Source organism: Streptomyces sp. NPDC012888, assembly GCF_042900645.1.
Lineage (GTDB): Bacteria > Actinomycetota > Actinomycetes > Streptomycetales > Streptomycetaceae > Streptomyces.
This window is the reverse complement of the sequence record NZ_JBIBBM010000021.1, coordinates 37,865-57,334: the sequence shown is the minus strand read 5'-3', so window position 1 is coordinate 57,334 and position 19,470 is coordinate 37,865. Positions and strand designations below refer to the sequence as shown.

The window sequence follows — 19,470 nt, the reverse complement described above, 5'->3', positions numbered from 1 at the left end:
TTCGGATGACCACGAGAACGGTCGCGGATTTCTGTGGCTGACGTGGGGCGGCCCAAGAGGCACTGTGGTCAGGCATGTCAGCCTCTGCGGCCACAGCACGTGCGACCACCCGAGTGACTACTACTGCCTTGGCTGTCGACTTCCACGAGGCCATGAGGGCAGGCACTCCGGAAAGGGCTAGCAGTGCCCAGGCTCACCGCGCAGGAAATGAAGGAAAACCGGGACTACATAGCCGCTCATGAGGACAAGCTGAGGAAGCGGCTGGCTGGCGGGGAGACGTACGCCGACATTGCTGATCAGCTTGGTATCGGCGTGGGTGTGCTCCGCCGGATGCTGGAAATCGTCTTACCTGGAAGGAATGTGCATGTCCACGCCCCTTGTGAGTGTCAGGACCGAAAAGCCCGTGAGGTGCGGAGCGTGGGCAGAGCTGTATCCGCATCAGGTGTGGGCCGTCCGGCGCGGAATCCCTGGAACGGCACTCTATGAAGGTTGGGTCAACAATTCCGCGACGTGCGGCCTGCGCTATGGCCACTTCGGATGGCATGAAGCGGGAATGCGCCCGAACGAACCAAGGTACGGTGGCGGTGAAATCGGAATCCGCTGGAAGACGTCGAATGGGCGCGTGAACGGCTGCCAGGTGGTTCTACTCGAACCGCTCAAGTAGTCGAAGCAACAAATGGAGCCCCGGCCGACCGGCCGGGGCTTTCTGAGTTTGTTCGAGTGTTAGAGCAGAGCACGGAACGGGTTGGAATCGAGAACGGGAACGGTAGTCCGCTTCACCGAGGCGGGTTCCTGGTTTGCGCCGGGGTCGGGCGGTAGGTGTCCAGGCGGACGACGGTGGCCCGGTTCTCCTCACGCTCCGCGCTGGCCGGCTGCGGCACAGCGTCACCGGCGAGCGTGAAAACGGTGGCCGGTCGGCCCGTCTTCCCTGACCGTTCCACCGTGACGACGATGCCGGGCAGTGCCTTGACCTCTTCGGCGGTCGCTCCCACGTAGGGCAGGACCTGAGATGACGTGGCCCGGCCGCCGTGCAGCTCGATTCGGGCTCGGACCTTGTCCGTCAGCCTGAGCGGCTGCCGCTTCATCTTCGGTGCGTTGGCCCCCTTGGTGATCCGGACGGCGTCCTGGACAGAGCGACGTACGAGAGTGAAGGCGGCTGACAGGATCTCTTCCGTGACGGTCTCGGAACACTCGGACGTTGCCAGGCAGGCCGCTACCCGAAGGGTTTGCTCGGCCGTTCTCTCGATGAACACCGACTGCGCTTCGGGCAGGGTCTCACCCAGGATGCGGGCATAGCGGCGGACGGTCCGCCACAGCGGCCGTGCGTCCTCGGAGAGTGTGATCACCCGGGGTCGGGCGGTAGCCCAGCCGTAAGCGTCGGACAGCTCGGAACCGTCCAGCTTCGGCAGACTGATCCGGTCATCGTCGAGCATCGGAACCGACCCGAGCAGGAAGGGCAGGATGCGGTTGTACGAGCCTCCGGCCGCCTCCGACTCCCCAACGTACTTGGCCCAGTCAGACGGCGTGATGTGCGAATGGAGAACCATCGCAGGGTCGCGCACTTCCTGCGCTTCATCCTTGGTCGTGTTCCTGACCGTTGCACCGTCCCAGGCCGCGCGCAGCTTGGTGGTGAACGACGGATCGCGCTTGACCCGCTTCAAGACCTCCGTCCACTCCTCCTCCACCACCAGGGCTCGGACATCGCGCCCATGCTCCGTCTCAGAGGTCGCTTCCTGTTGCTCCCACAGGTGATTAACCAGACTTGCCCCGGACGTGATCCCTGATGTGGTGTGCGTGGCGAGGAACCGCCCCAGGGAACTGTCCAGGACCTGAATCGCCGCCCGCAGGGCAGTCCCCTTACCCCTTCCCGTTCCGGCAACCAGGGCCGACCACAGGAGCACGGGCCGGCTGCTGCCACGCGACGACACCTTGACCGTTCCACCAATCGCGGCCGACCACATCGACAGAGCCGCCACATACACCCCCAAGGGATCCGCCTCCAGGAACGGGGAGATCCTTCGGACCGCGCGACCGATGGGACCGTACAGAACGGGGATGCTCATGCTGCCTCTATCTCAAGGAGGGTTAGTTGGGTGGCCACTGGCCGGGGGTGCCGGGCGCACTCGGCGCCCGGCACAATGGGGGCGGCATTCAGGCCGCTACCGCTTTTCCCTGCGCAGGGGCCCGGTTGGCCAGCTCGTACGCGTGACGGACGTCCATCGGGACACGACCCTGAGCGGGAAGCTTCGGCCACCCGTTCTCGCGCGCCCATGCCCGGGTCAGGCGGTTCCGCTCCCGCGTGCTCATCCCGGAACGGTCCACCTTCACAGGCTGGGGAAGCGGGTCACCACCGACCAACTCACCTGCACAGACAGCCGCCTTGAACCGTCCCGGTGCACGGACGTCCATGCAGGGGATGCCACGCTCAGACGCGTCCCGCAGCTTCGTACCGTTGCGATCCCCACCATCACCCAGGATCAGCAGGACCGTGCTGTCATCGGCGCGGCCAACCACCTCGTAGCCCAGGTTCCGCACAGCCTCACGGGCCGTGTCCCAGTCGTAGCCCGGAACCTCCCCCGCGATCATCACGGACGGCACAGGCTCAGGCTCCGCCGCTTCCTCAGTCACGTCCGGCACGTCGTCGCACTCCGACTCGACAAGCACCACATCAGCCAACGCCACGGGGTCAGGGGCGGCCGCAACGCCGTCCGGCGTCCCCAGGGCATCCACCAGGTAGCGGCCGAACACCACGTCGTGTTCCAAGCACAGGTCCCAGGTGTGTCGACCCAAAGTGAGCGTGGACGTGGCCTCCTCCTCACTCCCATCCTTCGCCAGATGGGCGTCACAAAGCGTCTTGAGAACGGGAACGAGAACCGCCTTGCGCATGACGTGAGAATCCTTTGATTCGGGGCCGACAGGGCGAGTAGTCGATGGGCCGGAGCGTTGCTCCTACGGCCGCCACACTCAGTCGGTGCGACGTGATCAACTCTGCCAATCCCCTATCACGGAACGGTAACAGATAGATTTCGAGGTCATTACTCTGGTGAATGCAATTACCGGGGTAATGTCTAGTTAGAAACAAATGGGGACCGCCCGGGGCGCCTTCCTCTGGATGTGATCGCCAATCAAAGTATGGAGCCAAGGAGTCGAGAAGGTGCGGGAGGCGGATACCCCGCCCTGCGGGCCGCTAGCTCTTTTTCCCCTAGGATTTCTTTCCTCCATCGATCGATGAAAGCCCTATTCTCCGGAACGCCGAGCCAGGTGTTGTTGATGAACCATTTAATGCGCTTCTCGTTGGCTATCTCGGTACTCGCGGATTCCACTCGCGCAACAGCCCTATTTTGTTCCTCGTGGATTATCTCGCAGGCGTCTCGAATCGTCAGGTGTGTCCAGCCTTTAGGGTTGGCCTCAATTTCCATGAGCCAGCGGGGAAATAGCCGGTCTCCCTTGCTTTCGTTGCAAGGCGTACATGCTGGAACAAGGTTTTTCCAGTGATGTGGGCCCCCTTTGGCCAGAGGGATGACGTGATCCATTACCTCCGACTCTGCGTCTTCGCAGTAGACGCAGAGTCCCTCATTGGACATGAGCACCATCAGGTGCACCCAGAGCTGAAACCGATCCCGCCCCACTGACCCTCCCGACTCGCCTTTGGAGGGAAGGTAGTTGACTGCACCGACAGTCAGCCTTGTTGATCCGCCTGTCGGCAGACGAAGCAGCGTTCCGGGTCGTGCGTCAGGCTGTCGCCCCAGGGCCGTGTCTGGCCCGTCAGCGCCCAGCCCACGTGAACGCTGAGCTCCGCGAGGCAGGCGGAGCACTGCCGTTCCATCCAGGGGCACTCCATGCCGGGACGGTGAAGGCCATCATGGGCCCGTGCTGCCCCAGCCTTGGCCGCCCTCCTGCTCACTCGTCCCCCTCGAAAGCCCAGCCGAGGCGCTTCATTCCGTCCGCGGTGAGGCCCAGGGAAGTGGCTAGGTGCCGGAACTCCATTTGGTGCGTGGCGTTGGAAGTGCCGTCCAGGATCTTCCCGAGGTACGTCAACATCGCGGCCACGGTCGGGACATACGACTCGTCCCACCTTGCGGCCTGGGGCGATTCCCACCACTGTCGCCACTGTTCTTGTTCAGCCTGGGTCCACTGGCGGGCGGCGGGTAGATCGGGAACAGGCAGGCCGTGGTCAGTGGGCAGCACTTCGAGCCCCTTGTATCGGGAGTGGGGGGAATTGGGGTTACGCATCCTCGGCATGGGGTGACCTCCAGGAGTGATAGCCGGCTGAGCGGAGGGGACGTAACCGGGCCCCTGCCTGTCAGGCTGGGGCCCGGGACGGTTCGGGCAATCAGGCGGCGGTGGGCCACTCGACAGCCGCCTTGACGATCCCCTTCGTCGGCTTGGACTCATCGAACGTCGAATCCGCCTTCTTGGTGTCCAGCTCGGGGTAGCGGACGATCTTTCCGCCATAGAGGTGAAGGGTGTCGATGTAGTCGGCCCGGTACTTCTCCGACTGACCCTCACGGAAGCCCGAGAACTGGGAAGCGTAAGTGGCGAAGTCCTTGTGTCCGGCTACGATGTCCACGCCAGCGGGCATGGCCGTGGTGCTCAGGATCGTGAAGCCCGCCAGACGCGCCACAACACCGTTCGCGGTCACGCCACCCTCGCCGTAGGCAGCGGCGTTGGCGACGGCCGGAAGTTCCACGAGGTAGCGCTTGACGCGGGGCGAGACGACCACGTACCGGCCCGCCGGGATGTCGTTGTCGTCCAGGGCCAACATCATGTCCAGGATCGTGCTGTAGAGGCTATGAGGGATGCTGGCTGAGGTGGGCTTGACGTTGGGGAGAGCCGTGGCGCCGTTGGCGATGACGCCGCCCATGAACGTGTCAGCCTCCCGGGCGAGGGCCCGGATCATCTGTTGGTTGATCGGGGAGTCAAGGCCGGGAATGGTGAGCTGGACGCGCTCGGCGTCCTCCACGAGCACCTGTAGATACTTCGCCTCAGTTATCGGGAGCTTCTGATCCACGGTCTCCGGGCGCTGTGCTGTCATGCCATCGGGAACCTTGTAGTCCCCGACCGAGGGTCGTAGAAGCGAGTCGATGTGGACCACATCACCCTTCTTCCGGATCTCACCCTCGTACTTGTTATTCGAGACGATCGGGGAAGCCCAAACGAGCAGCGGGTCAAACTGAGTCAGCAGGTCGGCATCCCAGATTTCCGGGACGAAGGTATGAGTGGAAGCGTTCTGGTAGGCAAAGGTCATATAGGTACTCCTGGTTAGCGCTTACGGACATCAAGGGAAACGCGGCGGACCGCAGGCGGGTCATATCGGTTGTAGCCAGCTCCAGCGATCGGAGCGAACTTTGGCTCCTGGGCCGCAGCGAGCGGAGCCAGGGCCTTGCCGATAGCCTCGACCGATGGATTACCTTGCTCGTCAAGGAGCTTGGAAGCATCCAGATAATCGGTGAAACCGTCACCGAGCTTGATACCGGCCTGGGCGGCCTGGATCCTGACTTCGGCCTTGGCGAGCCTGGTTGCGTACTCGCGCTGCACCTCGGCCCGGACGGCTTCGGAACCGTCGGCCGGCACCTGGGCTGGAGAATGGGAATCGTTCTGTGGGTCGCTCACAGGCGACACCTCCTCAGAATCTAAACAACCAAAGAAGCAGAGACAGGAAAGGGCCGCTCTCAAGGCGGCCCCTAATCTCACAACAGGACAACGTAAGAGAAGACGGGCCCCAAACCCCCAGACAATCAACTTCTCAGGGGTTTGGGGCCCACTCTCCGGTTGTCTGCTGTGATCTCACAGGCAGGTATCCGCAGAGCCGCATTCGAGCATGGTTCATGCTCGGGACTTCGAACGGGCCCGGACTCTCGTCCGCGTCAGAGGACCGCCGCCCAGCGGCCTTGACTCCAAGGGGAAAGCTCCCCTCGCTTATAAGAAAAAACGGACGCACCCCATAGGACATGGGAAGCGTCCCGCTCTCAATCGCCCATCGTGAACGGCTCCAGCGGCTTACCCGGGCCCCGCGTACACATGACATCGGATGCCCACCACGGCCTAGCGGAGCCGATCACCGTCAGGGACCGGCGTGAGGTCCGCCCCGTTTCCGGGCCGACCTTCGGTTCCCTGGTGTCTGCAAACCACAGCGCCACCGCGAGACGGTCCTCACGGGTCGAATAATCAATGTCCGGATGAACACGCTTCTCCGCCCCCTGCCGAGTGCCGTTCTGCTCCGGCGGGCTCTGAAACCGTAGGACCTCCTCCACGTAGGCTCCGGCACGCCACGCAATATCGAGAGCGTCAGTCCTCTCCGGCTGCTTCTTCGCGGCCAGCCCGTTTCGCTGGCGATCCCGCGACATGGCCCGTCCCTGGTTCTCCCGCTTCCGCTTGCACTCTGGGTGGTCCGGATTCGTCGCCGGGTTTCGGCCCCTTCCCCACGGGCGTTCGTATGCGTATGGCTCGCGGCACGTAGCGCACACGAGGTCGACGAGCTTCACGGCGACTGCGGTCAAGAACTGCTCCTGGAAAAGAAAAAGCCCCCGGTTACCTCGGGGGCGTCGTTGGTCACTCGGTTCAGTTCTGCCGGTCTAGCCACTTCTCCAGGTCCGCTGGGCGGCACCGGAGGGACTGGCCCACCTTGCGGAAGGGCACGCCTTCCTTGCGCCAGTTCCCGTAGACCCATGACCGAGGCTTCCCCAGGTACGGGGCGACGTCGTCCAGCGTCATCAGCTTGTGCTCCATGTGTCCCCTCCAGAGCCGGCGCGGTTGGCGGTCGTTCCGCCTGTTGCTGTCGGGCTGGTCCCCAGACTGCCGGCATCCGAACATGTTGCGTCAAGTTCAATATGAGTGATCCACGCCATCTTGCCGAACTGCTTGCATCAAGTTCGGTTACCGCTATGGTGGTGGCATGAACACAGAAGACGCAGGCGCACTCAACGAGTGGCAGCGTGACGGCCAGGAGCTGGTGTGGCGACGCTACTACGGCCCCTGGGAGGTCTCGGCGCGAGCGAACGTGAACGCGCCGTTCACCGGCCCGTCCGAACTAAGAATCCGGCTGAGCGTCGGCGGGGGTGACGAGCGGATCGACCGGCTGATGGGCGAGGCCCTGGAGACGGACGGCATCCCGGCCAGCCTGCTCCGGCAGGTCCCGTTTGCGGAGATCAAGGCGCAGTTTCGGGCGGCGCTGAGTCGGCAGCAGGATCGACCCATGAACGAGCCGTGGCCCGTTCCGAACCGGTGCCGCACAGACGTTGACTACGCCCTGCTGGTGGCTGAGCTGGCCCGGATGAGGGCAACCGGTACAACCGCACCGCAAGGCGAGTTGGCGGCGCGCTTGGGTGTCGGCAAGGCGACGCTTTCGGAGCGGGTCAAGCGAGCCAAGGAACTGGGTCTGTGGGACGGCAAGCAGCCCACCGACAAGGCCGCGGCACTCCTCAGTGACTGGATGGACGAGCGGAAGGAGCAGTAGCCCCAGTGGCGAAGCGCGGTAACGGGCTCGGCGGCACCCCCGTGGAGATCAAGCGCACGGGCAGACCGAACACCTGGGGCGTACGAACGCCCCTTCACTTCAACAAGGCGACGGGGAAGAAGGAGCGCTACTGGATAGGTCGGGAGTACAAGACCAAGACCGAGGCTGAGAAGGCGCTCAGGAAGTGGATCACCGACCAGGAGGCGGGCAAGATCGCGGCCCGCTCGGACATGAAGCTCGGTGACTGGTTGGACAAGTGGCTGAGCAATCACAGGAAGGAGGGGACGACCGTGGCCGGGTACGAGACGAAGATCCGTCTGCACATCAAGCCGCACATCGGCGGAGTGAAGCTCTGCGAGGTCACGGATGACACCCTGGACGACCTCTACCGGCTTCTGGAGACCGCCCCGTGCCCCACCAACAAGGGGAAGTCTCTGGGGGCCAAGAGCGTCCGGCACGTTCACAACATCCTGTCCGGCGCCCTCGGGGCAGCAGTGCCGAAGTTGATCCCTGCGAATCCGGCGGCGACGGCACACCCGCCCACTGCTCGGCAGATCAAGGCGCAGGAGCAGAGCTATCCGACCGTGGACGACGGCCAGACGGCGAGGTTCCTGGGCTCTGTGTGGGAGCCGTGCGGCAACCGTGCCTGTGACGGCGGCCTGGCTCACCACTGCCTACGTGACGCTCCGCTGTGGACTGTCTATGCCGCGACTGGTGTCCGGCGCAGTGAGGCGCTCGGTATGAAGTGGTCCCTCGTGAACTGGGATGAGGGGTCCATCGAACTGGGCTGGGTCGTGGTCGAGGAGGGGAACACGTACCGGCTCCGGAAGCTGACCAAGGATGGTGACGCCAACGCGATCATCTACGTGGATCAGAGCGCCATGAATGTCCTCAAGTGGCAGAAGGGCCGACAGGACGCCGAGCGTGCCCGTATAGGCACCGCTTGGACCGATCATGACCTCGTGTTCGCCCGGGACGGCTTCAAGCTCTACCGAGGCGAGGCAGGCGGGCCCCAGGACCCTGAGAAGGTCTCCGCGCGGTGGCGGACCCTCCGAAGCCGGCTGCACCTGCCTGAGGACTTTCGGATTCACGACTGGAGGCACAGCAAGGTCACGAACGATCTGGAGGCGGGGGAGAACCCGGTAGAGGTCTCCGCGAACGTCCGGCACCACTCGCCGGGCTACACGATGGCCCGGTACGGGCACTCACGTAAGGACGGAGCGCGAAAGCTCGCCGCCTCCAGTGCGGGCCGACTCGGCCTGCATCCCTGGTCTGACCTGGGGATTCTCTGGGCCGTTGGTCACGTGGTTGGTCACGCCACTGCCCAGAAAAGCAAAAAACCCCAGATGAACTGGGGTCTTAGCTGGTGTCCGAGGGGGGACTTGAACCCCCACGCCCGATAAAGGGCACTAGCACCTCAAGCTAGCGCGTCTGCCATTCCGCCACCCGGACCGGTGGTCGGCCTGCGGTTTCCCGCGGCGACATGGACAACAATAGCAGGGGTTCGGGGTGGTCCTCGACCACATATCCCGTGGTCAGCTCGTTGCGGGCGTCCGGATGTGATCCGGATTGCGAGACCGGGTGGACAGCGGGGGTGCCGGGGCGGTCGGATGGTCTGGCCAATCGCGGACCCCGGGGGGAGTTGCCGATGGAGACCGAGCACCGCGTCAGCACGCTGGAGCTGTTCTTCGACCTCGTCTTCGTGTTCACCGTGACCCAGCTCACGGTTCTGCTCGCGGACGATCTGACCCTGCGGGGCGCCGCACAGGTGGTGTTGGTCTTCACCGTGCTGTTCTGGATGTACGGCGGGTACGCGCACCTGACCAACCAGGTGCCGCCGGACCGGAACGGCCGGCGGGTGGCGCTGATGGTCGCCATGGGTGCGTTCCTGGTGTGCGCGCTGGCCGTGCCGACCGCGTTCGGGCGGGGCGGGGTGGCGTTCGGGCTGGGGTACCTGCTGGTGGTGCTGGTGCACAGTGCGCTGTTCACGCAGGCCCACGGTCGGGGGGTGGTGTGGTTCGCCCTGCCGAACGTGCTGTGTGCGCTGGCGGTGATCGCCGCCGGTCTGATGGACGGGCGGGCGGCGTGGGGGTTGTGGCTGGTGGCGCTGCTGTTGCAGTTCGTCACGCCGCTGATCGTGCGGCGGGCCGCGGCCACCGGGGAGGAGGTCGTCGAGGAGACGGTCGGGGACCAGCTCGGCGGTATGGACGCGGGGCACCTGGTGGAGCGGCACGGCCTGCTGCTGATCATCGTGTTCGGCGAGTCGGTGATCGCCATCGGCATCGGGGTGGGGGCGCTGCCGCTGACGTTCGGGATCGCCGGGGGCGCGTTCCTGGCGCTCGCCGTGGCGTCGGCGCTGTGGTGGATGTACTTCGTGCACGACGAGGGCCGGGCCGAGGAGGTCTTCGCCCGGACGCCGCCGGACCGGCGTTTCAAGCTGGCGATGCGGGCGTACTACTACGCCTTCCTGCCGATGCTGATCGGCATCGCCGCGTTCGCGGCGGGGGTGAAGAAGACCATCGGGCACCTGGGCGATCAGCTGCCCGCCGGGCCGGCGGTGGCGCTGGCCGGCGGTGTGGCGCTCTACCTGACCGGGGACCTGCTGTTCCGCCGCGCCCTGGGCATCGGGCCGCTCCGGTTCCGGGCGGTCGCGCTCCCGCTGGTGGCGGCGACGGTGCCGGCCGGGATGCGGCTGGGCGGGGCCTGGCAGCTGGTGGCCCTGGTGGCCGTGCTGGTCGGCGTGCTGGCCGTGGAGGAGCGGTCGGTCCGGCGGGCGGTGCCGGTGGCGGGGCCGGCCCCGGCCGCGACCTCCTGACCGGGGCCGGTCAGGGGCAGCGGACGACCTGGCCGGCGTACGAGAGGTTGCCGCCGAACCCGAACAGCAGGACCGGGGCGCCGGAGGGGATCTCGCCGCGCTCGACCAGCTTGGACCAGGCCATCGGGATGCTGGCGGCGGAGGTGTTGCCGGAGTCCACGACGTCCTTGGCGACGACCGCGTTGACCGCTCCGATCCTGGCCGCGAGCGGCTCGATGATGCGCAGGTTGGCCTGGTGCAGGACGACCGCGGCGAGGTCCTCGGGGGACGTCCCGGCCTTCTCGCAGACCTTGCGGGCCAGGGCGGGGAGCCGGCTGGTCGTCCACCGGTAGACGGACTGGCCCTCCTGGGCGAAGACCGGCGGGCTGCCCTCGATGCGTACGGCGTGGCCCATGTCGGGGACGGAGCCCCACAGGACCGGACCGATGCCGGCCGGTTCGCCGGGGGCGCAGGCCTCGATCACGGCGGCACCGGCGCCGTCGCCGGTGAGGACGCAGGTGCTGCGGTCCGTCCAGTCGGTGATCTCGGTCATCTTGTCCGCGCCGATCACCAGGGCGCGGGTGGCGGAGCCGGCCCGGATGGCGTGGTCGGCGGTGGCCAGGGCGTGGGTGAAGCCGGAGCAGACCACGTTGAGGTCCATCACGGCGGGTGCGCCGCCCATGCCCAGCCTGGCGGCGACGCGGGCCGCCATGTTCGGGGAGCGGTCGATGGCGGTGGAGGTGGCGACGAGCACCAGGTCCACGTCGTCGGGGGTGAGGCCGGCGCCGGCCAGGGCCTTGCCGGCGGCCTGCGCGGCCAGGTCGTCGACCGGCTCGTCGGGGCCGGCGACGCGCCGGGTCCTGATGCCGACGCGGGAGCGGATCCACTCGTCGCTGGTGTCGACCATGGCCGCGAGGTCCTCGTTGGTGAGCTCCCGCGCGGGCTGGTAGTGCCCCAGCGCCACCACGCGTGAACCGGTCATCGTCGCGTTTTCCCCTCGTACGGCGGTCAGGATCACCCAGCTTCGTCTGCTACCGGCCGGTACGTGTGCGTGTGACCCGACAGGTTCCTCCGGCGGAATTTGGAGAGTTCTCAGGCGCGCGGTGACGTAAAGGAGAATGGGGACCCCAGGTCCCGGGGCGGATCGCGGGGCGAGCGGCTACGGACGGACGGTTGGAATGGGACGGGTCACCGAGCGCCGGCGGGTGGTACGCATCCGGGGCGGTGCGGCCGGGGTGCGCCCGGACACGCTGGTGGCGGAGGAGCCGCTGGAGATCCGGCTGGACGGGCGGCCGCTGGCCGTGACCATGCGGACGCCGGGGGACGACTTCGCGCTCGCGGTGGGCTTCCTGGTGAGCGAGGGCGTGCTCGGCTCGGCCGCCGAGGTGCGGGCCGTGACGTACTGCGAGGGCGCGGCCGAGGACGGTTCGAACACGTACAACGTGGTGAACGTGCGGCTTGCGGACGGGGTGGCGCTCCCCGACATCAGCCTGGAGCGGAACGTGTACACCACCTCGTCCTGCGGGCTGTGCGGCAAGGCCAGTCTGGACGCGGTGCGTACGTCGACGAGGTTCGGTGCGGTGGTCGCGGAGGACCCGGTACGGGTGCCGGCGGAGCTCCTCGGCCGGTTGCCGGACCGGCTGCGGGAGGCCCAGCGGGTCTTCGACCGGACCGGGGGCCTCCACGCGGCGGGCCTGTTCTCGGCGGAGGGCGAACTGCTGGACCTGCGGGAGGACGTGGGCCGGCACAACGCCGTGGACAAGGTGGTGGGCCGGGCCCTGCAGGCCGGACTGCTGCCGCTGACGGGTTCGGTGCTGCTGGTCTCCGGCCGGGCCTCGTTCGAACTGGCCCAGAAGGCGGTGATGGCCGGCATCCCGCTGCTGGCGGCGGTGTCGGCCCCCTCCTCGCTGGCGGTGGACCTGGCCGCCGAGGCAGGCCTCACCCTGGTGGGCTTCCTGCGGCACGGCGACATGAACGTCTACGCGGGCGGGGAACGCATCCTGCTGCCGGACGGCACCGGCGCGGTGTAGGCCGTTCCGGACGCCGCGGTCGCGGCGGGGCGGGATGCGGGCGTTGATCCCGCAGCCCGCCGGCCGGGGGGCACCGTTCAGGTCAGGTGCCGGCTTCGCAGTGCAGGGTGACCGTGAACACCGCGGAGGCCACACCCGTCTCCGACCCCTGCCTGGGCACGAGGAGTTGGGCCTTCACGGTGGGCCGCGGTTCGGCCGGGTTCGCGCGGCTGGGGGCGTTCACCACGAAGGCGGGGGTTTTGGAGCTCGGGCCGGTGAACTTCATCGTGGGTTCGGACCTCTTGCCGGTGTCCGGGCTCACCCACACGATCCTGATGTCGCCGGTGCCCGTGCCCGTGAGGGTGCCCTCGAACGTCACGGGAGTCACCTGGTTGCACTTGACCGTGGGCGTGTCGGGTTTGGTCGCGACCACGTCCGCGTCGGAGATGTTGACGGCCACGGGAGCGGGTGCCTTCGTGCAGGTGATGGTGCCGCCCCGGCCCTCGCGTGGACCGACCCTGTAGGTCCCACGGTCCAGGTTGTCGACCTCGAGGGCCCCTTGACCGTTGACCCGGGCGTTCGCCGAACTGCCACCGATTCGAGTGATCCGGATCCGCTGGTTCGCACCGAAGCCGGTGATCGACATGTCTACTTTCGGCGGGCTGCCGTCCGCGGGCTTCAGTTCGCACGCCGGCGCGGCAGGGGCCCGTAGGGCTGCGGGGGCGGCCTGGGCCCCCATGGTCGGGGGCAGTGCCACCGCGGAGGCGAGGAGTGGGGCGAGGAGTGCACAACGACGTTGCCGATTCATGCCGTTCCCTCCGTGGCAGGCGTCCTGCCGGGGTGTGTACGGAATCGGGGGCGGGCTCGCCATGGCGGGTGCGCGAGACGTGTCGCGTCAGGCGGCGCGGCCGGCGGCCGGTCCGGGCCCGGCACTCGAACACTGATGGTCCGGGGCCGGAACATCCTGACGAATCGTCATGGCCGACTGCCGCAGCCCTGCGCCATGGGGCTCCTTTTCGAGAGTAACCGGGAACGTCTGCGGCGGCCCGTCAGGAGCCCAGCCAGCCGGCGGCCGCCGCACGTCAGGGAAGACCCGGCCGATCGCCCCGGGGAACGCCTCCGGTCGTCAGTCGCGGTTGCGGCGGGTGCTGCGGGGGCGGTCGCGGCGGGTGGGGGTGGGTTTGTCCGAGGGCGGGTCGACACGGTGGAGCTCCAGGGCCTCGGGGAGCGGGGTGGTGCCGGGTCCGCCGGAGAGGGCCCAGTCGATGACGTCCTCGGTTGCGGTGCCGTCGAGGACGAAGCCGAACCAGGCCGCGCGGGCGCCGCGGCGGCGGGCCTCCGTGGAGGGCTGGACCACGATGACGTTGGCCTGTTCGCAGGGGCCGAGGCAGTCGACCGTACGGACGGCCAGCCGGCCTCCGGAGGCGTCGGCGGCTTCACGGAGGCGGTCGAGCTGGGCGGCGTGGTCGGTGCCGGGGTGCTTGCGCGGGGTGCCGCAGCAGCAGCCGCGGCAGACCACCAGGGTGCAGGGGCGCGGGCCGTGGGCGGCGAGGGGTCGTATCCAGGTCACTACCGAACGGTAGCCGCCGTGGCGTCCTCCCCGCTGCGGTGGGGCGGGAGTTGGGGCTGCGGCTCGCCCGCGTCTCCGGCGGCCCGCGAGGGGGCTCCGGCGTCCGCGGCGGCCTCGGGGTCCGCTGCCGGGGCGGCTTCGGGGTCCTGGGCGCGGCGGCGGGCGAGTACGGCGCAGACCATCAGCTGCATCTGGTGGAAGAGCATCAGCGGGAGCACGGCGAGGCCCGCGTGCGCACCGAACAGGACGCTGGCCATGGGGAGTCCGGCGGCCAGGCTCTTCTTGGAGCCAGCGAACTGGATGGCGATGCGGTCCTCGCGGCCGAAGCCGAGGCGGCCCGCCCCGTACCAGGTCAGCAGCAGCATGACGGTGAGCAGGGCGGCTTCGACGAGGAGCAGGGCGCCCAGCCGGGGGACGCTGACCTGGTGCCAGATGCCGGCGGCCATGCCGGCGCTGAACGCGGCGTACACGACGAGCAGGATGGAGCCGCGGTCGACGTAGCCGAGCACCTTCTTGTGGCGGGCCAGGAAGCCGCCCATCCAGGGGCGCAGGACCTGGCCGGCGAGGAACGGCAGGAGCAGCTGGAGGACGATCCTCAGGAAGGAGTCCAGCGAGAAGCCGCCCGCGGTGCCGCCGAGGAGGGCGGCGGCGAGCAGCGGGGTCAGGAGGATCCCGGCGAGGCTGGAGAACGAGCCGGCACAGATCGCGGCGGGCACGTTGCCGCGGGCGATGGAGGTGAAGGCGATGGAGGACTGCACGGTGGAGGGGACCAGGCAGAGGAAGAGCAGGCCGGAGTAGAGGGGCGCGGTGAGGACGTCGGGGACCAGCGCGCCGGCGGCCAGGCCGAGAGCGGGGAAGACGAGGAAGGTGCAGGTCAGGACGGTGAGGTGGAGCCGCCAGTGGCGCAGGCCGTCGAGGGCCTCGCGGGTCGAGAGCCGGGCCCCGTAGAGCAGGAAGAGCAGGGCGACGGCGCCGGTGGCGGCACCGCCGGCGACACCGGCCGCCGCGCCGCGGGCGGGCAGCAGGGCCGCGAACCCGACCGTCGCGAGCAGGGCCAGGATGTACGGGTCCAGGGGCAGCCGGGACGGCAGGCGCAGGCGGGGCATGGTGGGGGTGCTCTCTGCTCTCGGGCCGGGCGGGACGGCGGGTGGGGGCGGCTCCTCTCCATGCTCGCCGCTGGAGGGTGATCGGGAAACCCGCATACCGCTCTGACTGTCATCACGATCCGCGATGACCGGGCTAGGGTGGGGTCATGTACGACCCGGTCCAGCTGCGGACGTTCCTCACGGTGGCGCAGACGCTCAGCTTCACGCAGGCGGCGGCGCGGCTCGGGGTGCGCCAGTCCACGGTCAGCCAGCACGTGCGGCGGCTGGAGGAGGCGACCGGGCGGCCGCTGTTCGCTCGGGACACGCACAGCGTGGCGCTGACCGAGGACGGTGAGGCGCTGCTCGGCTTCGCGCGGACCATCCTGGCGGCGCACGAGCGGGCGGCCGCGTTCTTCACCGGGACCCGGTTGCGGGGGCGGCTGCGGTTCGGGGCCTCGGAGGACTTCGTGCTGACGCGGCTGCCGGAGGTGCTGGAGGGCTTCCGGCACGAGCACCCCGAGGTGGACCTGGAGTTGTCGGTCGAGCTGTCGGGCACCCTGCACCAGCGTCTGGACGAGGGCCGCCTGGACCTGGTCCTGGCGAAGCGGCGCGGCCCCTCGGACGAGCGGGGCCGACTGGTGTGGCGGGACCGGATGGTGTGGATCGGGGCGGAGGGCCTGCGGCTGGACGCGGAGCGGCCGGTTCCGCTGATCGTGTTCCCGCCGCCGGGCATCACCCGGGCCCGGGCCCTGGAAGTACTGGAGCGGGACGGCCGGCCGTGGCGGATCGCGTGTACCAGCGGCAGCCTGAACGGGTTGATCGCGGCGGCGCGCGCCGGGCTCGGGGTGATGGCGCACACCCGCGGCCTGATCCCGCCGGGCCTGGAGCGGGTGGCGGGGCTGCCGGATCTGGGGCAGGTGGAGTTCGCCCTGCTGCGCGGCCCCGCCGGGGCCGGCGGGGCCGCGGCGGAGGCGCTGGCCGCGGCGATCCTGTCGGGCGGCGACCGGCTGAGCCGCCCGGCCTGACCGCCCGGCCCGGGCGGCGGGCCTGGACGGCGAGGACGTGCGAGGGGGTCACGGGTGCGACTGCCGTCGGGCTGAGGGGAAGGGGGCGTTCCCCGGCCGGCGGGCCACGGCCCGCCGCGCGCCGTACGGGTCCCTCGCCGCGGGGCGTCCGGACGGCCGGGGCGGGTCGCCCGCGGCGGGGGCCCGCGTGCGCTGGGGAGGTCTTGTGGAGGATTCCGGCCACTGATCAACGGGCAGGTGAAGTGCCGGTAGCGTCACCGCCCCGACACGGAGAGGAGCCGGGCCCTTGCGGGAGTTCAGCGTTCCACCCCTGGTCACGGCCGCACCCGTGGGCGGTCTGGCCGACGCGGTGTTCCAGCACGCCCGGCAGGATCCGGACCGCGTGGTGCTCGGCCGGAAGAGCGGCGGTGTGTGGCGGGACGTGACCTCCGGCCAGTTGTGCGCGGAGGTGACGGCCCTCGCCAGGGGGCTGCTGGCGCAGGGGGTGCGGTTCGGGGACCGGGTCGCGATCATGGCCCGAACCCGGTACGAGTGGACGCTGTTCGACTTCGCGCTGTGGGCGGTCGGGGCGCAGCCGGTGCCGGTGTACCCGACGTCCTCCGCCGAGCAGGTGCACTGGATCCTGCGGGACTCCGGGTGCACCGCCTGCGTGGTGGAGGACGAGGACCAGGCGATGACGGTCGGCTCGGTGGTGGACCGGCTGCCGGAGCTGCGCCGGCTGTGGCAGCTGGACACCGGCGCGGTCGAGCAGCTCGTGGCGGACGGGGCGGGGGTCGGCGAGGACGTGGTTCACCGGCACCGCGGTGCGGTGACCCCGGATTCGGTGGCGACGGTCATCTACACCTCGGGGACCACCGGCCCGCCGAAGGGCTGCGTGCTCACCCACGCGAACTTCATGTACGAGACGGACACCATGGTCCGCCGCTGGGAGTCGGTGTTCGCGGGCGGTCCGGGCGAGGAGCCGTCCACGCTGCTGTTCCTGCCGCTCGCGCACGTCTTCGGACGGATGGTGCAGGTGGCGGCGGTACGGGCGCGGGTCAAGCTGGGGCACCAGCCGGCCGTGGCGGCCGGGGAACTCCTGCCGGACCTGGCGGCGTTCCGGCCGACGTTCGTGCTGGGCGTGCCGTACGTGTTCGAGAAGGTCTTCGCGGCGGCCCGGCGTGCGGCGGAGGCGGAGGGCAGGCTGGGCGCGTTCGAGCGGGCGGTGGAGACAGCCGTACGGTACGCGGAGGCGCGGGAGCAGAAGGCCTTCGGGACCGGGCCGGGGCCTTCGGCCGGGCTGCGGCTGGAGCACCAGCTGTTCGAACGGCTGGTGTACGGCAAGGTGCGGGAGGCGCTGGGCGGCCGGGTGCGGTACGCGATGTGCGGCGGTTCGGCGCTGTCGCGGCGGCTGGGTCTGTTCTTCGACGGGGCCGGCGTGACCGTCTTCGAGGGCTACGGGCTGACGGAGTCCTGCGCGGCGGCCACGGCGAACCCGCCGGGGGCGGTCAAGTACGGCACGGTCGGCCGGCCGATCCCGGGGACCGCGGTGCACATCGCCGAGGACGGGGAGGTGTGGCTGCACGGGGGGCACGTCTTCGCCGGGTACCTGGGGGACCCGGCGGCGACGGGAGCGGTGCTGCGCGGCGGCTGGCTGGCCACAGGGGACCTGGGGCGGCTGGACGGGGACGGCTATCTGACGATCACCGGGCGGAAGAAGGACGTCCTGGTGACCTCGAACGGCAAGAGCGTCGCCCCCGCGGCGCTGGAGGAGCGGGTGCGTTCGCATCCGCTGGTGTCGCAGTGCGTGCTGGTCGGGAACGACCGGCCGTACGTCGCCGCGCTGGTCACGCTGGACCTGGAGGGGGTGGCGCACTGGCTGGCCATGCGCGGACGGCCGCAGCTGGGCGCGGCGGAGCTGGTGCGGGACGAGGACCTGTCGGCGGAGGTCCGCCGGGCGGTGGTGGCGGCCAACGCGCTGGTCTCGCCGGCGGAGTCGATCCGTTCCTTCCGGGTGCTGGCGGAGCAGTTCACGGAGGAGCGGGGGCTGCTGACGCCCTCGCTGAAGCTGAAGCGGCGGGCGATCGAGAAGGCGTACGCGGCGGAGGTGGAGGAGCTGTACCGGAGGTGAGGGCGGGGCGCGGGGCCCCCGGGCCGGGTCGTGGCCGAGGACACATCACGATCTGACGATACGTCAACTATCCGCCGCGCTCATTCTTGACGGGTCGTCAGCTCGCGCCCAGAATGCGGGAATTCCGACCGCAGGAGGATTCCCCATGATGTCGCGACCGATCCGCGCCCTGGCCGCCGCGGCAGCCGCCCTGGCGCTCGTCTCCGCCTGCAACTCCGCCTCCACCAAAGGCACCGCGCCGGGGAAGGACGCCTCCACCGCGGCCCGGAACACCCGCGGCGTCACCGAGGACTCCATCAAGGTCGGCGGCATCGTCTCGATGACCACCAGCAGCGGCTACAGCAAGAAGGACACCGACCTCGGGGCCCGCGCCCGGTACCTCAGAGCGAACGCCGAGGGCGGCGTCCACGGCCGCAGGATCGACTACGTCGGCACCGAGGACGACGGCCAGGACCCCGGCAAGAACCTGGCCGCGGCCCGCAAACTGGTGCAGCAGGACGGCGTGTTCGCGGTGGCGCCGATGAGCTCGGTCACCTTCTCCGGCGCCGACTTCCTCCAGCAGGAGAAGGTGCCCACCTTCGGGTGGGGGACCCTCCCCTCCTTCTGCGGGCCCTCGTACCTCTACGGGTTCAACGGCTGCCTGGTCCCCTCCCCCGGCGGCACCATCAACCAGACGTGGCCCGAGGGCATGGCGCGCGTCCTCGGCGGCGCCCGCGGCAAGTCGGTCGCGATCATCGCCAACGACAGCGACGCCGGCAAGTTCGGCGTCCGCACCTTCCGGCAGGGCTTCGCCAGCGCCGGGTTCTCCGTCGCGTACGCCAAGCCGAGCGTCCCCGCGACCGCCGTACCCAGCGACTGGTCGGCGTACGTCAAGGAGATCCTCGGCAGTGACGCCGGCGGGGCCCCCGACGCCGTCGTGTCGGTGATGCAGACCCCCGCCAACATCGGCCTGTTCACCGCGCTCAAGCGGGCCAGCTACAAGGGGGTGCTCTCCGACCCGACCGACTACGACCCCGGGTTGCTCGCCAAGGACGCGACCCGGCAGGCCCTCGACGGGGTCCACGTCCTGCTGCAGTTCCAGCCCTTCGAGTCGAAGACCCCCGCGATGGAGCAGTTCAAGGCCGACATCAAGGCCGCGGCCGGCGGGCGGAACGTGCCGTTGAACATGCACATGCTCACCGGCTACATGTCGGCCGACCTCTTCCTGTCCATCGCCGCCAAGGTCGGCAGGGACCTGACCGTCGCCCACTTCCAGAACACGGCGCAGACGTTCTCCGACACCGGCACCCTCGTCGGCGACCGGGTCCTGCCCAAGGGGCAGAAGGACAGCTTCGGCTGCGGGGCGCTGGTGCAGCTGAAGAACGGGGCGTACGAGGTGTCGGTACCGTTCGAGTGCCACGAGCCCATCCCCTTCAAGTAGG

At 69.0% G+C, this 19,470-nt stretch carries 18 protein-coding genes and 1 tRNA gene; 7 read left to right on the top strand and 12 right to left on the bottom strand.

The annotated features are described in order from the left end of the window. Positions 1–776: 776 nt before the first annotated feature. The 7 genes from ACFY61_RS29975 to ACFY61_RS29945 all read right to left on the bottom strand — a co-directional run bounded on the left by ACFY61_RS29975 (position 777) and on the right by ACFY61_RS29945 (position 6,729). Entirely contained in the window at positions 777–2,063 is a 1,287-nt protein-coding gene (locus ACFY61_RS29975) for a DUF3987 domain-containing protein (protein ID WP_389477131.1), read from the bottom strand. An 88-nt stretch (positions 2,064–2,151) separates the two neighbouring features. Then, a complete protein-coding gene (locus ACFY61_RS29970) occupies positions 2,152–2,886 on the bottom strand; it encodes a hypothetical protein (RefSeq protein WP_389477129.1) in 735 nt (244 codons plus the stop codon). A 239-nt stretch (positions 2,887–3,125) separates the two neighbouring features. Then, positions 3,126–3,584, bottom strand: coding sequence for an HNH endonuclease (locus ACFY61_RS29965; protein WP_389477230.1), 459 nt, complete (start codon positions 3,582–3,584; stop codon positions 3,126–3,128). Between the two features lie 316 nt (positions 3,585–3,900). Further along, positions 3,901–4,041 (bottom strand): hypothetical protein, encoded by a 141-nt coding sequence (locus tag ACFY61_RS29960; RefSeq protein WP_389477127.1) that lies wholly within the window; start codon positions 4,039–4,041, stop codon positions 3,901–3,903. Positions 4,042–4,333: 292 nt separating this feature from the next. Next, the gene (locus ACFY61_RS29955; RefSeq protein ID WP_389477125.1) at positions 4,334–5,248 is read right to left on the bottom strand and encodes a hypothetical protein; all 915 of its coding nucleotides are present in this window, start codon (positions 5,246–5,248) and stop codon (positions 4,334–4,336) included. Between the two features lie 14 nt (positions 5,249–5,262). Beyond that, positions 5,263–5,613, bottom strand: a complete 351-nt coding sequence (locus ACFY61_RS29950) for a hypothetical protein (protein WP_389477123.1) — start codon at positions 5,611–5,613, stop codon at positions 5,263–5,265. A gap of 948 nt (positions 5,614–6,561) precedes the next feature. Then, positions 6,562–6,729: a helix-turn-helix domain-containing protein gene (locus ACFY61_RS29945; RefSeq protein ID WP_389477121.1), complete on the bottom strand. Its 168-nt coding sequence runs from the start codon at positions 6,727–6,729 to the stop codon at positions 6,562–6,564. Between the two features lie 166 nt (positions 6,730–6,895). Between ACFY61_RS29945 and ACFY61_RS29940 the strand changes: the two genes are divergently transcribed. Further along, on the top strand, positions 6,896–7,456 hold the full coding sequence (locus ACFY61_RS29940; RefSeq protein WP_389477119.1) for a hypothetical protein: 561 nt from the start codon (positions 6,896–6,898) through the stop codon (positions 7,454–7,456). 5 nt (positions 7,457–7,461) lie between these two features. After that, complete coding sequence (locus ACFY61_RS29935) at positions 7,462–8,859, top strand: tyrosine-type recombinase/integrase (protein WP_389477117.1); 1,398 nt, start codon at positions 7,462–7,464, stop codon at positions 8,857–8,859. On the opposite strand, the gene ACFY61_RS29930 is transcribed toward ACFY61_RS29935, so the two are convergent. After that, a tRNA-Leu gene (locus ACFY61_RS29930) sits at positions 8,821–8,908 on the bottom strand. The two genes, ACFY61_RS29935 and ACFY61_RS29930, sit on opposite strands and share 39 nt — an antisense overlap. A 196-nt stretch (positions 8,909–9,104) precedes the next feature. On the opposite strand from ACFY61_RS29930, the gene ACFY61_RS29925 reads away from it, so the two are divergent. Continuing rightward, on the top strand, positions 9,105–10,271 hold the full coding sequence (locus ACFY61_RS29925) for a low temperature requirement protein A (RefSeq protein ID WP_389477115.1): 1,167 nt from the start codon (positions 9,105–9,107) through the stop codon (positions 10,269–10,271). A 10-nt stretch (positions 10,272–10,281) separates the two neighbouring features. Here ACFY61_RS29925 and ACFY61_RS29920 read toward each other — a convergent pair whose 3' ends face one another. Further along, a complete protein-coding gene (locus ACFY61_RS29920) occupies positions 10,282–11,232 on the bottom strand; it encodes a beta-ketoacyl-ACP synthase III (protein ID WP_389477113.1) in 951 nt (316 codons plus the stop codon). A gap of 196 nt (positions 11,233–11,428) precedes the next feature. On the opposite strand from ACFY61_RS29920, the gene fdhD reads away from it, so the two are divergent. Further along, positions 11,429–12,280, top strand: a complete 852-nt coding sequence (fdhD, locus tag ACFY61_RS29915; protein WP_389477111.1) for a formate dehydrogenase accessory sulfurtransferase FdhD — start codon at positions 11,429–11,431, stop codon at positions 12,278–12,280. An 82-nt stretch (positions 12,281–12,362) separates the two neighbouring features. Here fdhD and ACFY61_RS29910 read toward each other — a convergent pair whose 3' ends face one another. The 3 genes from ACFY61_RS29910 to ACFY61_RS29900 all read right to left on the bottom strand — a co-directional run bounded on the left by ACFY61_RS29910 (position 12,363) and on the right by ACFY61_RS29900 (position 14,935). Next, positions 12,363–12,905 (bottom strand): hypothetical protein, encoded by a 543-nt coding sequence (locus tag ACFY61_RS29910; RefSeq protein ID WP_389477109.1) that lies wholly within the window; start codon positions 12,903–12,905, stop codon positions 12,363–12,365. Between the two features lie 480 nt (positions 12,906–13,385). Next, entirely contained in the window at positions 13,386–13,829 is a 444-nt protein-coding gene (locus ACFY61_RS29905) for a (2Fe-2S) ferredoxin domain-containing protein (RefSeq protein WP_389477107.1), read from the bottom strand. Beyond that, positions 13,829–14,935 (bottom strand): bile acid:sodium symporter family protein, encoded by a 1,107-nt coding sequence (locus tag ACFY61_RS29900; RefSeq protein WP_389477105.1) that lies wholly within the window; start codon positions 14,933–14,935, stop codon positions 13,829–13,831. The genes ACFY61_RS29905 and ACFY61_RS29900 overlap by 1 nt, the downstream gene beginning before the upstream one ends. Positions 14,936–15,081: 146 nt before the next feature. On the opposite strand from ACFY61_RS29900, the gene ACFY61_RS29895 reads away from it, so the two are divergent. The 3 genes from ACFY61_RS29895 (at position 15,082) to ACFY61_RS29885 (ending at position 19,469) form a co-directional block, all read left to right on the top strand. Continuing rightward, entirely contained in the window at positions 15,082–15,939 is an 858-nt protein-coding gene (locus tag ACFY61_RS29895; protein ID WP_389477103.1) for a LysR substrate-binding domain-containing protein, read from the top strand. A gap of 286 nt (positions 15,940–16,225) precedes the next feature. After that, the gene (locus ACFY61_RS29890; RefSeq protein ID WP_389477101.1) at positions 16,226–18,049 is read left to right on the top strand and encodes an AMP-dependent synthetase/ligase; all 1,824 of its coding nucleotides are present in this window, start codon (positions 16,226–16,228) and stop codon (positions 18,047–18,049) included. 148 nt (positions 18,050–18,197) lie between these two features. Next, complete coding sequence (locus tag ACFY61_RS29885; protein ID WP_389477228.1) at positions 18,198–19,469, top strand: ABC transporter substrate-binding protein; 1,272 nt, start codon at positions 18,198–18,200, stop codon at positions 19,467–19,469. Position 19,470: the final 1 nt, after the last annotated feature.

Bases quoted from the DNA above. Each gene is read 5' to 3' on its own strand.
- fdhD (WP_389477111.1), top strand. From the start codon at position 11,429: ATGGGACGGGTCACCGAGCGCCGGCGGGTGGTACGCATCCGGGGCGGT.
- ACFY61_RS29900 (WP_389477105.1), bottom strand. From the start codon at position 14,935: ATGCCCCGCCTGCGCCTGCCGTCCCGGCTGCCCCTGGACCCGTACATC.
- ACFY61_RS29960 (WP_389477127.1), bottom strand. From the start codon at position 4,041: ATGTTGACGTACCTCGGGAAGATCCTGGACGGCACTTCCAACGCCACG.
- ACFY61_RS29955 (WP_389477125.1), bottom strand. From the start codon at position 5,248: ATGACCTTTGCCTACCAGAACGCTTCCACTCATACCTTCGTCCCGGAA.
- ACFY61_RS29970 (WP_389477129.1), bottom strand. From the start codon at position 2,886: ATGCGCAAGGCGGTTCTCGTTCCCGTTCTCAAGACGCTTTGTGACGCC.
- ACFY61_RS29910 (WP_389477109.1), bottom strand. From the start codon at position 12,905: ATGTCGATCACCGGCTTCGGTGCGAACCAGCGGATCCGGATCACTCGA.
- ACFY61_RS29895 (WP_389477103.1), top strand. From the start codon at position 15,082: ATGTACGACCCGGTCCAGCTGCGGACGTTCCTCACGGTGGCGCAGACG.
- ACFY61_RS29920 (WP_389477113.1), bottom strand. From the start codon at position 11,232: ATGACCGGTTCACGCGTGGTGGCGCTGGGGCACTACCAGCCCGCGCGG.
- ACFY61_RS29925 (WP_389477115.1), top strand. From the start codon at position 9,105: ATGGAGACCGAGCACCGCGTCAGCACGCTGGAGCTGTTCTTCGACCTC.
- ACFY61_RS29885 (WP_389477228.1), top strand. From the start codon at position 18,198: ATGTCGCGACCGATCCGCGCCCTGGCCGCCGCGGCAGCCGCCCTGGCG.
- ACFY61_RS29945 (WP_389477121.1), bottom strand. From the start codon at position 6,729: ATGGAGCACAAGCTGATGACGCTGGACGACGTCGCCCCGTACCTGGGG.
- ACFY61_RS29965 (WP_389477230.1), bottom strand. From the start codon at position 3,584: ATGTCCAATGAGGGACTCTGCGTCTACTGCGAAGACGCAGAGTCGGAG.
- ACFY61_RS29940 (WP_389477119.1), top strand. From the start codon at position 6,896: ATGAACACAGAAGACGCAGGCGCACTCAACGAGTGGCAGCGTGACGGC.
- ACFY61_RS29975 (WP_389477131.1), bottom strand. From the start codon at position 2,063: ATGAGCATCCCCGTTCTGTACGGTCCCATCGGTCGCGCGGTCCGAAGG.